The 13218-nt window shown below is 66.6% G+C and carries 15 protein-coding genes; 13 read left to right on the forward strand and 2 right to left on the reverse strand.

Annotation, left to right across the window (positions count from 1 at the left end; translation table 11 throughout):
* The first annotated feature begins 103 nt into the window (after positions 1-103).
* Positions 104-790, forward strand: a complete 687-nt coding sequence (locus BMG07_RS00935; RefSeq protein ID WP_198082776.1) for a response regulator transcription factor — start codon at positions 104-106, stop codon at positions 788-790.
* Complete coding sequence (locus tag BMG07_RS00940; protein WP_269758502.1) at positions 787-2136, forward strand: HAMP domain-containing sensor histidine kinase; 1350 nt, start codon at positions 787-789, stop codon at positions 2134-2136. The genes BMG07_RS00935 and BMG07_RS00940 overlap by 4 nt, the downstream gene beginning before the upstream one ends.
* Here BMG07_RS00940 and BMG07_RS00945 read toward each other — a convergent pair.
* A complete protein-coding gene (locus BMG07_RS00945) occupies positions 2072-3262 on the reverse strand; it encodes an acyltransferase (RefSeq protein WP_269758503.1) in 1191 nt (396 codons plus the stop codon). The genes BMG07_RS00940 and BMG07_RS00945 overlap by 65 nt on opposite strands.
* Before the next feature lie 75 nt (positions 3263-3337).
* Between BMG07_RS00945 and BMG07_RS00950 the strand changes: the two genes are divergently transcribed.
* Together BMG07_RS00950 and BMG07_RS00955 are read left to right on the forward strand one after the other, a co-directional pair.
* Positions 3338-3562 (forward strand): oxidoreductase-like domain-containing protein, encoded by a 225-nt coding sequence (locus BMG07_RS00950; RefSeq protein ID WP_198082777.1) that lies wholly within the window; start codon positions 3338-3340, stop codon positions 3560-3562.
* A gap of 22 nt (positions 3563-3584) precedes the next feature.
* Positions 3585-3977, forward strand: coding sequence for a hypothetical protein (locus BMG07_RS00955; RefSeq protein ID WP_198082778.1), 393 nt, complete (start codon positions 3585-3587; stop codon positions 3975-3977).
* Positions 3978-3991: 14 nt separating this feature from the next.
* Here BMG07_RS00955 and BMG07_RS00960 read toward each other — a convergent pair whose 3' ends face one another.
* Positions 3992-4966, reverse strand: a complete 975-nt coding sequence (locus BMG07_RS00960; protein WP_269758504.1) for an AraC family transcriptional regulator — start codon at positions 4964-4966, stop codon at positions 3992-3994.
* Positions 4967-5090: 124 nt separating this feature from the next.
* Between BMG07_RS00960 and BMG07_RS00965 the strand changes: the two genes are divergently transcribed.
* The 9 genes from BMG07_RS00965 to BMG07_RS01000 all read left to right on the forward strand — a co-directional run bounded on the left by BMG07_RS00965 (position 5091) and on the right by BMG07_RS01000 (position 13218).
* The gene (locus BMG07_RS00965; protein WP_198082779.1) at positions 5091-5927 is read left to right on the forward strand and encodes an oxidoreductase; all 837 of its coding nucleotides are present in this window, start codon (positions 5091-5093) and stop codon (positions 5925-5927) included.
* A gap of 320 nt (positions 5928-6247) precedes the next feature.
* Positions 6248-7342 carry a PhzF family phenazine biosynthesis protein gene (locus BMG07_RS00970; protein WP_269758505.1) on the forward strand — a complete coding sequence of 365 codons (1095 nt, stop codon included), beginning with the start codon at positions 6248-6250 and terminating at the stop codon, positions 7340-7342.
* Complete coding sequence (locus BMG07_RS00975) at positions 7236-7919, forward strand: transporter substrate-binding domain-containing protein (protein WP_269758506.1); 684 nt, start codon at positions 7236-7238, stop codon at positions 7917-7919. The genes BMG07_RS00970 and BMG07_RS00975 overlap by 107 nt, the downstream gene beginning before the upstream one ends.
* A 54-nt stretch (positions 7920-7973) precedes the next feature.
* On the forward strand, positions 7974-8630 hold the full coding sequence (gene glnP / locus BMG07_RS00980) for a glutamine ABC transporter permease GlnP (RefSeq protein ID WP_198082781.1): 657 nt from the start codon (positions 7974-7976) through the stop codon (positions 8628-8630).
* Positions 8627-9355 (forward strand): glutamine ABC transporter ATP-binding protein GlnQ, encoded by a 729-nt coding sequence (glnQ, locus tag BMG07_RS00985; RefSeq protein ID WP_269758507.1) that lies wholly within the window; start codon positions 8627-8629, stop codon positions 9353-9355. The genes glnP and glnQ overlap by 4 nt, the downstream gene beginning before the upstream one ends.
* 132 nt (positions 9356-9487) lie before the next feature.
* On the forward strand, positions 9488-10669 hold the full coding sequence (locus tag BMG07_RS00990) for a serine hydrolase (RefSeq protein WP_198082782.1): 1182 nt from the start codon (positions 9488-9490) through the stop codon (positions 10667-10669).
* Between the two features lie 67 nt (positions 10670-10736).
* Positions 10737-10931 (forward strand): hypothetical protein, encoded by a 195-nt coding sequence (locus BMG07_RS41220; RefSeq protein ID WP_269758508.1) that lies wholly within the window; start codon positions 10737-10739, stop codon positions 10929-10931.
* Entirely contained in the window at positions 10901-12421 is a 1521-nt protein-coding gene (locus BMG07_RS00995) for an NAD(P)/FAD-dependent oxidoreductase (protein ID WP_269758509.1), read from the forward strand. The genes BMG07_RS41220 and BMG07_RS00995 overlap by 31 nt, the downstream gene beginning before the upstream one ends.
* Entirely contained in the window at positions 12418-13218 is an 801-nt protein-coding gene (locus tag BMG07_RS01000; RefSeq protein ID WP_198082783.1) for a carbon-nitrogen hydrolase family protein, read from the forward strand. The genes BMG07_RS00995 and BMG07_RS01000 overlap by 4 nt, the downstream gene beginning before the upstream one ends.

Below are 13218 nucleotides of genomic sequence, written 5' to 3' on the forward strand. Positions count from 1 at the left end.
GCGAACATTGCGCCTTCGCCGAATGCCCGCCCGAAGTTCGCCAGACGCCCCTACTTAGAATGGCGCGCTTCCTTCTTCGCGTGTACGCCCCGAATCGCCACCCATGAGAATCCTGCTTGTCGAAGACGAGGTCGACCTGGCGCAAGCCCTGGCTTCGGCGCTGCGTCATAACCAGGCGGTGGTCGATGTGGCGGGCTCGCTGCGCGAGGCCGAAGAAGCGGTGCTGGCCGCGCCGCACGACGTGATCGTGCTCGACCGCGGCCTGCCCGACGGCGACGGCCTCTCGCTCATCGCCTTCCTGCGGCAGAACCAGATCGCCACCGCCGTGCTGGTGCTCACGGCCATGACCGATGTGGCCGAGCGCGTGCTGAGCCTGGACGGCGGCGCCGACGACTACCTGGCCAAGCCCTTCTCGATGGACGAGCTGATGGCCCGCGTGCGCGCGCTGGCGCGGCGGCCCGCCGTGCGCGCCAACTTCACCATGACGCTGGGGCAGTTGTGCTTCGACCACCACATGCGGCAGGCCCAGGTCGGCGACGTGAACCTCACGCTGCCGCGCCGCGAGCTGCTGGTGCTGGAGACTTTGCTCGAACACCGCGGCCGCACCGTGCTGCGCGAAGCCATGCAGGACCGCGTGTACGGCGACAGGGACGAGATCCAGTCGAACGCGCTCGACACGCACGTGTCGCGGCTGCGCTCCAAGCTCGACAAGGCCGGCGCGCAGGTCGAGATCCATGCGATCCGCGGCGTGGGCTACCTGATCTGCGCGGCCACGCCGTCCGGCGCATGAGCCTGAGCCTGCTCTCGCTGCGCTGGCGGCTGATCTGGAGCCTGATCCTGCTGCAGGTGGTGGTGGGCTCGCTGGTGCTCGGCGGCTTCCTCGGGCTGGCGTGGGTGCAGGGCCGCGTGGTCGACGAGACCGGGCAGGAGACCGTCGCCGTGATCCAGCGGGCGTTGACCCACGGCGCCGACGGCCGGCTGGCCATCGCGCCGACCGCCGAGTTCCAGCGTCTGGCCCAGACCGACCCGTCCTTCTGGTTCATCGCGCGCGACACCAGGGGCTCCGAAGTGCGCCACGGCGAGGTACCGCCGAGGTACGTGGAGTTGGTGAACACGCTCGACGGCATGGCGCGCTCGGCCATCGAGCCGGCCAAGGACAACACCCAGCCCAAGGCCCGCTTCGAGCGCGTGGACACCGACAAGGGCCCCGTCAACGTGCTGGTGCAGACCGGCGCGCCGCTCACGGTCAAGAACACGCTCAAGGGCACGGGCATCGTGTTCCTGTTCCTGGTGGCGCCGATGGCGCTGGTGACCTGCCTGGGCGTGATCCTGGCCACGCCCTTCGTGGTGAAGCGCGGGCTCAAGGGCGTGGTGGCCACCGCCGAGCATGCGGAAAGCATCGACGTGCACGAGCGCACCACGCGGCTGCCGCTGGCCAACGTGGCCAGCGAGATCCGCCCGCTGGTCAACGCCGTGAACCGCGCCTTCGACCGGCTCAACGAGGGCTACGACCGGCAGGAGCGCTTCCTGGCCGACGCCGCGCACGAACTGCGCACGCCCATCACCACGCTGCAGATCCACCTGGAGCAGCTGCCCTACGACCCGCTGAAGGTGAAGCTCAAGCAGGCCTCGGCGCGGCTGGCCACGCTGGCCGAACAGCTGCTCGACCTGCAGCGGCTGGACCGCATCGCCTCGCACGATGCGCAGGTCGACCTGAAGCCGCTGTGCGAGCGCGTGGCGGCCGACATCGCGCCGCTGGCCATCATGAACCGCTGCACGCTGTCGGTCGACGCGCCCCGTCCGCTGCTGGTGCGCGGCGACGCGCCCTCGCTCGAGCGCGCGCTCACCAACCTGATCCAGAACGCCATCGAGCATGGCGGGCAGGGCTGCGACATCCAGGTGCGGCTGTGGGAGCCCTCGGGCTTCGAGGTGCTCGACTCGGGGCCGGGCATTCCGGAGGCCGACCGCGAGCGCGTGGTGGCGCCGTTCCACCGGCTGGTGCCGCGCGGGCGCGGCGCGGGGCTCGGCCTGCACCTGGTGGCCGAAGTGGCGCGCCTGCACGGCGGGCAGCTCACGATCGGGTCGAGCGAATCGGGCGGGGCGAGGATGCGGCTGGAACTGAACCTCGACGCCTGAGCGCGCGGTTGCAGGGCTCCGAGAAGCCTTGCGCGAGCCACTGGCCGAGCAGCCCCGAGGCCGCGACCACCAGCACGAACCAGAGCGGAATCCACGCGGGCGATGCGCCCGTTTGCTGGAACAGCCATGCGCCGGGAATCACCACGAGCATGTGCGTGAGATAGACCTCGTAGCTGTGGCGCCCGAACCAGCGCAGCGGCGCGGCAGCCGGGCCGGCGCACCAGGCCCACGGGCGCCAATGCGTGGCCACCAGCAGCAGCGCCACGCCAAGTTCCAGCAGCGAGACCTGCAGCCCGAAGCGCGTGAGCCCCCACTGGAACACCTCCTTGCGAAAACCGAAGACCAGCACGGCGAGCGCGAGCCCGGCCAGCAGCACGAGCCGCTGCGTCGACCGCGACGGCATGCGCGGCACGCGGTGTGCGATCAGCGCCGCCAGGCAGCCGAACGCGATGCCGTCCATGCCCGAGAGGTACGAGTGGTCCTGCCACAGCTCGTTGCCGCTGAACACGCCGCCGCGCGCGAGCGGCCCCAGCATGATCGGCGCAACCAGCAGCCAGGCCAGCCGCCGCTCGCTGCCGGCCAGCACGCACAGCAGTGGAAAGAAAAGGTAGAAGGCCTCTTCCACCGACAGCGACCACAGCACGCCCCACGGCCCCGGCAGATAGCCGACCTGTGCCTCCAGCCAGTTGAGATGCAGCCCCAGTGCCGCGAGCAGCGCGCGCCAGAGCGGCACCTTCGATGTGTCCAGCGCGAACCACGCGCTGCCCGCCAGGTGCAGGGCGGCCAGCACCGCCAGCAGCAACAGCAGGCTCGGCAGGATGCGCGCCGCGCGAAGGCGATAGAAGGCCAGGGGCCGCACTCGCGACAGGTCGCCCCAGCGCCGTATCGACGCACTCGTGATCAGGTAGCCCGAGACCACGAAGAACACGATCACCGCGTAGTAGCCGCTGCGAAACAGGATGCCGCCGAGCCGGGGCCCCAGCATGTCCGCCAGCGCCGGTGGCCCGAATGGAATGCGCAGGTTCGCGTGCAGCAGCACGACGAACACGACGAGCACGCCGCGCAGCAGGTCGACATGCGCCATGCGCGGCAGGGGCTGCTCGGAGGTCGCTGCAGAAGGGGCCATCGCGACGATTCTGCGAGCGGCGCCGGCCTGGCGCCTGAAGGGCTGCTGAAGCAGGGACAATCGAGGCTGACCGCCATGCCTCTCGCCGACCAAGACCTCTTTCCGCCGACCGACCTTGCCAGCGCCCAGGCGCTGATCGCCCGCGTGCAGGCCGAAGCCGCCGTGCAAGGCATCGCGCTTCGCGTGCCGCCGCCCGAGCCGACGACCTGCTGCGGTCGCGGCTGCAATGGCTGCGTGTGGGAAGGGTGGCTGGGGGCGGTGGCTTACTGGCGGGATGAGGCTTCGTTGCTGCTTGGTTGAGCGGTAGTGCCCCGGCCCGAAGGTGCGCGGGTTCTCCCCGCTCGATGCAGGTGACAACGCCGAACCTGTGTTCGCCGGCCATACTCCAGGCCTCGGTTTTTCAAGGCCCGAGGCCATCGAAACCTTTCATGACCAAGCAAGCGCATCAGACAGCGAGGAATTCCGCATGACGGATCAGACCCCCAGAGACAGCGAGCCACTGCAACTTCTTCCGATGGGCTACTGGCTTCGTCTTTTCGTCATGCTGGTCCTGGTTGTGGGAGGCGCGGTCTGTGCTGTCTTCTACAACGAACTGGTCGGCGGCGTGATGGCGGCTTGCGCCCCCTTGTTCAGCAAGTTCAGCGGCTTCCAGCAGATGCACAAGAAGCACAAGGCGGAGCTCGCCGCGTACAAGGCCGCGAACCCTCGCGGCTGACCGGGCCGCGTCGGTCAGTGCGACGTCACCCATCCTTGAGGGTCCGGCACGGGCGGCATCGCGAAGCTCGACTTCAGGCGCGCAACCTCGTCGCCCGGCGCAAGCCCGAAGAAGCGCTTGAACTCGCGGCTGAACTGCGACGCGCTTTCGTACCCCACTTCGATGCTCGCCGCGGACGCCGTCTTTCCGTTTCGCAGCATCAGCAGGCGCGCCTGATGCAGCCGTACCGACTTGAGGTACTGCATCGGCGAGCTCTGGGTGACGGCGCGAAAGTGCGTGTGAAACGTGGGAATGCTCATGCCCGCCTCGCGGGCCAGGCGCTCGACGGTCAGGCGTTCGCCGAACGTGCCGTGGATGCGCCGCACCGCCTTCGCGATCTTTCCGAACTGCCCCTGGCTGGCGAGCGCCGCGCGCATCGATGCGCCCTGTTCTCCGCTGAGCACGCGGAAGTAGATCTCGCGCACGATCGCCGGCCCGAGCAGCACCGCCTCCACGGGCGAACGCATGGCTTCCAGAAACCGCAGGACGCTCTGTGCCAGCGCGTCGTCCATCGGTGTCGAGAACATGCCGACCGGCGCGCCCCTTGCGCTCTCGGTGAGTTCGTCGAGCTGCAGCGCCAGGGCGGCCAGCACGGTGAAGTCGAGGCTGATGTAGATCGCGAGCAGAGGCTCGTCGGCGCTCGCGTCGGTCTCCATGGTGAACGGCACCGGCACGGACACCGCGAGGTAGTGCTGGGCGTCGTAGAGGTAGACCTGATCGGCCCAGAGGCCGCGCTTGCGTCCCTGGCAGACGATGACGATGCCGGGTTCGTAGAGCACGGGGGTCGAGGCCAGTGGCCGATCGGAGCGCAGGAAGCGCACGCCCGCAAGTGGCGTCGGCGTGTAGCCCTCGCTCGGTGCCAGTTGTTTCAGGAGCGCCACCATGCGGGCCTGGCGTTCTTCGCGGGCACTGCGGGTGTCGTCGCCGGTCGATGCGCGCGGTTTTCTCATCCAGCGCAATGTGCATCAATTCGAGCAATAAATGGCCCGAAGGCTGCCTTCATTCATAGGAATAGGCAAACCATTCATAGGTTCCGGAATGGCTTCCGGACGCCCTCGATTCCAGAATCGAGGCATGAAAAACACCAAGACATTCCTCATCACAGGCGTCAGCAGCGGCTTCGGCCGAGCCATCGCGAATGCCGCACTGCAGGCCGGCCACCGCGTCGTCGGAACGGTTCGCACAGGGCACGCGGCCGCCGAGTTCGAAAGACAACTCGTCGGCAAGGCGCACGCGAAACTGCTCGACGTGACGCAGTTCGATGCCGCCGTGCCACTCGCCGCCGCCGTCGAGGCGGAGGTCGGCCCGGTCGACGTGTTGATCAACAACGCCGGCTATGGCCACGAGGGCATCCTGGAGGAATCGCCGCTCGATGCAATGCGCCGCCAGTTCGACGTCAACGTGTTCGGCCCGGTCGCGCTCATCAAGGCGTTCCTGCCTTTCATGCGCGAGCGGCGGCGCGGCCACATCATCAACATCACCTCGATGGGCGGCTACATCACCATGCCCGGAATCGCTTATTACTGCGGCAGCAAGTTCGCTCTCGAAGGCATCTCCGAGACCTTGGCCAAAGAGGTCAAGGGCTTTGGCATTGCGGTCACGGCCGTGGCCCCGGGATCCTTCAGGACGGACTGGGCCGGGCGCTCGATGGTGCGCAGCGCGCGCTCCATCGGCGACTACGACGGCCTGTTCGATCCGATCAGGCAAGCGCGCGTTGACAAGAGCGGCCAGCAGCTGGGCGATCCAGACAAGGCCGCGGCGGCGATCCTCACGCTGGTGGACATGCCGCAGCCGCCGGCGCACTTGCTGATCGGCAGCGATGCGCTGGGGCTGGTGCGCGCCAAGCTCGACGCGATGCAGGCGAGCCTGACGGGCAATGAAGGGTTGACCCGCTCGACGGATATCGCCTGACAGGCGCTCGCCTGGGTGCGGGTGGGCCGTGGCTCCCCGCCCGACATGACATCAGCAAGCAGGCGGCCCGCCCGATCAACATCTAGGGCCCGTTCGAACACGTTCCGCAAATTCGGCAGCCATAGACTCACCGCAGCCAATCCGGCGTGAGAAATTTGTACATCGGAATGGATGATTCGAACCGCACCGGGTTTCGAAAAACCATCGCTCTTGTTAATGAGTTTCTAGAAATTGGATGGCTGGATCAGATGACAGGTTGCTCTCTGCTGATGAAACCGGCGATACGGTAGCAGACGAACAATGCAGAACGTGTGACAGGAATGATTGAAGTTATGGATCATCGAGTTCAAGTTGTCAGCGTGTTCTCATCAGGGCCGGATGGCGGGAATCCGGCGCCAATCATCGTTGATGCGGCCGGAATGACCGATGCCGACATGCAGCAAGTTGCCCGTTCCCATGGCCTTGAAAGCGGGTTCGTGTTTGCGGCGCCGGCGGGCTCGGACTGCGACTTCGAGTTTCGCTTCTGGGTACCCAATCACGAGATGTCGATGTGTGGGCATGCCACGGTCGGCGCGCTCTGGTTGATGGAGCGCATGGGCAGGCTTACCGGCGACAGCTTCACGGTTCTGACCCGCAGTGGGCGCGTCGAGGCCCGGATCGGCGAACGCACGCCGCATGGCGCACGGATCGAGATTTCGCAGCCCGCCGGCATTGTCGAACCGCTTCCCGATGCCGACAGGAGCCGTGCCGACATCGTGGAGGTGCTCGGCATCCACGCCGACGACCTCGCGCCGTTGCCGATCCAGAACGCCGCCACCAGCCGGGTCAAGACGCTCGTGCCGCTGAAGCGTGTGTCGGTACTCGACCGCCTGAGTCCCGATTTCTCCCGGATCGAAGCGCTGTGCGTGCGCATCGGCTCCACCGGGCTTTATCCGTACGCCGTGTCCGATCACGGTGCCCAGGTCGTCGATGCCCGGCAGTTTCCGAGCTCTTCGGGGTATCCCGAGGATGCCGCCACCGGCATTGCCGCTTCCGCGCTGGCCTTCGGCCTGTTGTCGGGCGGGATCGTGGAGCCGTCGGAGCGCCGGATCACCATCGCCAGGGGCGGGCCATGCGGCGCCCGTCCGAAATCTCGGTCCGCTTCCGGCTCGACGGCGGGCGTCCTGCGGGCTGCTGGCTTGGCGGCGCCGTCCGGATGGCCGATGACAGCCCGTCCACTTAATCAACGAGGAGATAAAGATGCAACGCAGAGAGCTTCTTCAATTCGGCCTGATCGCGGCCCCCGCGATCATGCTTTCCAATTCGGCGATGGCCCAGGAGGGCGAGCTCGTCGTCGGCTCGGCCGCCACCAATCCGCCTTTCGGTTTCAGGGACGGCGATCGCTATGCGGGCTTCGACTTCGAGGTCTTCAATGAAGTCGCCAAGGGTCTCAATCGAAAGTGGCGATTGCAATCCATGGAGTTCGGCGCGCTCATTCCGGCGCTGCAGACCGGCAATATCGATGCGATCGTGTCCCAGCTGTTCATCCGGCCGGCACGTCAGAAGGTGATCGACTTTTCCGATCCCTACTACAAGAGCGGATTGATCGCGGTGACTCGCGTCGACAACACGACCATCCGCACGGCGGACGACCTCGCCGGAAAAACGATCGGCACCGAGACCGGCACGCTGGCCGTCGACTTCATCAAGGAGCACGTCAAGGGCGCGACCATTGCCCAGCTGTCGAGCATCAACAACGCCCTGCTGGCGCTCGAGGCCGGACGCACGGATGCGGTGGTCTACGACAAGCCGGTGCTGATGTACTACGGCGCCAATGCCGGCAAGGGAAAGATCCGCATCGTCCAGCCGGCGCTCGAGGGCCTCGACGTCGGCGTCGGTTTCAAGAAGGGCAGCCCGCTCGTTGCGCCGACCAATGCGGTGCTGGCGGCCATGCGAGCCGACGGCCGCCTGAAGGCGATCCGGGAAAAGTGGTTTGGCGTGGGTGCGGATTGAGCGCGACGAACGAGCAACGAAACCTCCAACCTCGCACTTGATCGGAATTCTGTAGTGAACTTTGATTGGACTGCCATCGTCGAGGCCTTGCCCGAACTGATGCAAGGCCTTCAGCTGACCCTCTGGATCGCGCTCGTCGGCCTGGCCGGTGGCATCGTGCTGGGTGTGCTGACCGGTGTGACGCTGACCTATGGCAGCTGGCGGGCGCAGGCGCCGGCGCAGCTCTACGTCGCGTTGATCCGGGGCACGCCCATCACCGTGCAGGTGATGTTCGTCTATTTCGCGCTGCCCATCCTGCTGAATATCCGCATCAGCGCGACGAGCGCCGGCATATTGACGCTCATCGTCAACTCCGGGGCGTACAACGCCGAGATCGTGCGTGGCGCCCTTAACAGCGTGCCCCACGGCCTGCGGGAGGCGGGGCTTGCCATGGGGCTGGGTTTTCGCAAGGTGCTGACCCATGTCATCGCGCCCATTGCGGTGCGGCGCGCGCTCCCCGCGATGGGCAACCAGTTTGTCGCGGTGGTCAAGGACACGTCGATCTTTCTCGTCATCGGCGTCGGCGAGCTGACGCGGCGCGGACAGGAAATCATGGCCGCCAACTTCAAGGCCGTCGAGATCTGGGCCGCCGTGGCGCTGATCTACCTGGCTGTCATCAGCATTCTTGCTTTCAGTCTCCGATTCATCGAACGGGCGGTACGGTTGCCATGAGCATGGTCGAATTCAAGAAAGTCACCAAGCGATTCGGGTCGCATCTGGTGCTCAACCCGATCGACCTGGCGGTCGACCAGGGCGAGGTCGCGGTGGTGATCGGGCCGTCGGGGTCGGGCAAGTCGACCATGTTGCGTTGCGTCAACGTGCTGGAGACCATCAGCGAGGGCGATCTCCTGGTCGACGGTGTCAGCGTGCGCGGCAATGCACACGATGTGCGGCGCATACGGCTCGAAGCCGGCATGGTCTTCCAGCAGTTCAACCTGTTTCCGCATCTCACCGCCTTGCAGAACGTGATGTTCGGGCCGGTCCGCGCGCGCGGAAAGAGCAAGGCCGAGGCGCGCGACATCGCTTCCGCCCTGCTGCAGAAAGTCGGCTTGGCCGAGCGCATGAACCACTATCCGTCGCAACTGTCGGGCGGGCAGCAGCAACGCGTTGCCATTGCGCGCGCGCTTGCCGTCGGACCGAAGCTGATGCTCTTCGACGAGCCGACGTCGGCGCTCGACCCGGAGTTGCGCCAGGAGGTGCTCAAGGTCATGCAGACGCTGGCGGCCGAGGGCATGACGATGATCGTCGTGACCCACGAGATGGCCTTTGCCAAGCGTGTCGGCTCGCGCCTTCTGTTCATGGATGGCGGCCAGCTCGTCCATGACGGCAAGCCGACCGAACTGCTGGCGGATCCGCCGAGCGAGCGCTTTCGCGATTTCCTGCTGCACGTGCACTGACGCAGACCACCGGATGCGCCTGCCCGAGCCGATGGCCCGGGCGCGCGCCTCAACCCTTCCATGCATGGCCCCGGCGGCACGCGTTGCCGTTGCCGGGTGCCCCCTATTTGTTCGATGGAGCTTTCAGCCGTGATGAATGCGTCAGCCTTCAAGGCCACCCATGGTTTCGACCGCGACGAGGTCGGGCTCGGCAACTGGCGCGACGCGCCTTGGAATGTCTGGGCATTCCGCAATGTTTCGGAGTTCATTCCGACAGCCCGTATCGCCGCCACGCCGGGCTTGAAAGAGGAGCCGGCGGTCGGTGCCGACGGCCTGCTGCGTGAGCCGTTCACGCTGGGCGGCGAAAAGATCACGGTGGCCGATGTGCTTCGAACGACCTCGGCCGACGCCATGGTGGTCATGAAGGCCGGCCGCATCGTCGCCGACTTTCATGCGCCCGGCTTCGACCTGCAAAGCCGACACATCCTGTTTTCGGCGAGCAAGTCGGTGACCTCGGTGGTCGCCGGGATCCTGCACGGCGACGGGCTCCTCGATGTCGATGCGCTGGTGCCGCACTACGTGCCGCAGCTCAAGTCGTCGGCCTATGGCGATGCGCGGGTGCGCGACGTTCTCGACATGCGCGTGAGCCTGGATTTCGAGGAGGTCTATCACGACCCCGACGGCCCCTATGCCCGCTATCGCCGCGCCGGCCTGCTCGACCCCTCGCGTCCTGGCGAAACCGAAACGGTGCTCGGGTTCATCGCCGGCTTGAAGAAAGGCAAGGGCGACCATGGCGGCCCCTATCACTATGCTTCGCCCAACTCGGACGTGCTGGGGCTGGTGATCCAGGGCGCTTCGGGGCGGCGCTTTCCCGACCTGGCGTCGGAGCGACTGTTCCAGCCGCTCGGCGCGAGGCAGGACGCCTATGTGACGGTCGACCGGGCCGGCACGCCGCGCACGGGCGGCGGTATCAACATGACACCGCGCGACCTCGCCCGCATCGGCGAGATGCTGCGCCAAGGCGGCACCGCCAACGGCCGGCGCATCGTCTCGCAAGCCTGGGTGGAGGACACCGTCACCGGCGGATCGGCCAAGGCCTGGGCCGACAGCGAGTCGGTGTCGTGGCTGCCGCAGGGCCGCTACCGCAACAAGTGGTACCAGACCGGCACGGGCAACGGCGCCTTCTTCGCGCTCGGCATTCACGGCCAGTGGCTCTATGTCGATCCGCGTGCCGAGATGGTCATCGCCAAGTTCTCGTCGCAGCCCCACGCCATCGTCGATGAGGCCAAGAACCTCAATCTGGCGCTGTTCGACGCGATTGCAAAGATGGCTTGACCATCGCAGGCGCGAAGCCCGCGCCCCGCAACCCACCCGTTCTTTTTAAGCACAGCCCCAACCAAGCATGCCACTCACCCCCTCGATCACGGACGCCTCGGGCAAGCCGCCAGTGACTGTCTTCGGTCCTGACTTTCCCTTTCCGTTCGACGACTGGATCCGCCACCCCGCCGGCCTGGGGGTGCTGCCTTCGGCGCATCACGGCGCCGAAGTGGCCATCGTCGGCGCGGCATGGCCGGCATGGTGGCCGCCTACGAGCTGATGAAGCTGGGATTGAAGCCGGTCATCTACGAGGCGTCGAAGATGGGCGGGCGCCTTCGTTCGCAAGCCTTCGAAGGAGGGCAGGGCGTTGTGGCCGAGCTGGGCGGCATGCGCTTTCCGGTCTCGGGGACGGCGTTCTATCACTACGTCGACCAGTTGGGCCTGGAAACCCGGCCTTTCCCGAACCCGCTCACGCCGGCATCCGCCAGCACCGTGGTGGACCTCGAGGGGGCGACGCACTACGCCGAAAAACTGGCCGACCTGCCGCCGATGTTCCGGCAAGTCGCCGATGCCTGGCGCGAGGCGCTGGAAGACGGGGCGACATTCACTGCGATCCAGGACGCGATCCGCGCGCGGGACGTGCCGACCCTGAAGGCACTCTGGAACCGGCTGGTTCCGTTGTGGGACGACCGCACCTTCTATGACTTCGTCGCCACCTCCAAGGCTTTCTCCAGCCTGTCGTATCAGCACCGCGAGGTGTTCGGCCAGGTCGGGTTCGGCACCGGCGGATGGGATTCCGACTTTCCCAACTCGATGCTGGAGATTCTTCGCGTCGTGATGACCAACTGCGACGACGAGCAACGGCTGATCGTCGGAGGCGTGGAGCAGGTGCCCCTGGGACTGTGGCGGCACGCACCGCAGAAGCTCGTGCATTGGCCGGCCGGCACCACGCTGGCCAGCTTGCATGCCGGCGCGCCCCGCGCGGGCGTGGAAGCCATCCGCCGGCAACCGGACGGTCGCCTGGCCGTGATCGATCGCTGGGGTGGCCGCCAGGCCTATGCGGCCGTGCTGACGACCTGCCAGAGCTGGCTGCTCACCACGCAGATCGAATGCGACGAGTCCCTGTTCTCGCACAAGATGTGGATGGCGCTGGACCGCACGCGCTACATGCAGTCGAGCAAGACCTTCGTGATGGTCGACAGGCCTTTCTGGAAGGACAAGGATCCCGAGACGGGCCGCGACGTCATGAGCATGACGCTGACGGACCGCCTCACGCGCGGCACCTATCTTTTCGACAACGGCCCCGGCAAGCCCGGCGTGATGTGCCTGTCGTATGCGTGGATGGGCGATGCGTTGAAGATGTTGCCGCAGTCTCCCGAAAAACGCGTCAAGCTCGCGCTCGGCGCCCTGAAGAAGATCTATCCGAAGGTGGACATCGCAAGCCACATCATCGGCGACCCGATCACGATCTCGTGGGAGGCGGATCCGCATTTCCTCGGCGCGTTCAAGGGAGCCCTGCCCGGACACTACCGCTACAACCAGCGCATGTTCGCGCACTTCATGCAGGACGGGCTGCCGGCGGCGGAGCGCGGCATCTTCATCGCGGGCGACGACGTGTCGTGGACACCGGCGTGGGTCGAGGGCGCCGTGCAGACATCGCTGAACGCGGTGTGGGGCATCCTGCGGCACTTCGGCGGACACACCCACGCCGACAACCCCGGGCCCGGGGACGTGTTCGAAGCCATCGGTCCGATGGCGCTGCCCGAATGAGCGACTTGCGCCTGGCATTGCTGCAATGCGAATCGCGGCCAGGCGATGTCGCGGTCAACATGCAGCGGCTCGACGACGCCTGCCGGGAAGCCGCGGCCGCGGGCGCGCACCTGCTCGTCACGCCCGAGATGTTCCTGACGGGCTACAACATCGGGGGAGCGGCCGCCGCCGCGCTGGCTGAAGATACGCATGGCGTGCGCGTGAAAGCTGTCGCAGCCGTTGCACGCCGGCACGGCATCGCGATCGTCTTCGGCCACCCCGAGCGGGATCGACGCGGCGCGGTCACCAACGCGGCCGTGTGCGTGGACGCGGGCGGTCAGCTCCTGGGGGGCTATCGCAAGACGCACCTGTTCGGCGATCTGGACCGCGGCATGTTCAGTGCGGGGGCGGCGGACGAAACGCCGTTCGATTTCCGTGGCTGGAAGATCGGCATGCTGATCTGCTACGACGTGGAGTTTCCGGAGAATGCGCGCCGCCTTGCTTTGCTGGGCGCCGACCTGATCGTCGTGCCCACCGCAAACATGGCGGGGTTCGACTTCGTTGCGCGGCAGCTGGTCCCGACCCGGGCCTATGAGAATCAGGTCTTCGTTGCCTACGCCAATTTCTGCGGGCAAGAGGCGGGCCTTGCGTACGGAGGGCTCAGCTGTGTGGCCGCTCCCGACGGTGCCGTGCTGGCGCGTGGCGATCGCCATTCGTCCCTGCTGCTGGCGGATCTGAAAAAAGATGCACTGTCGCAGGCACGAAAGCGACTCGGCCACCTCGACGCTTGCCGGGCGGGGCGAGAGCCGGAGCCTTGA

This window comes from Variovorax sp. E3 (genome assembly GCF_016082275.1).
GTDB lineage: Bacteria > Pseudomonadota > Gammaproteobacteria > Burkholderiales > Burkholderiaceae_C > Variovorax.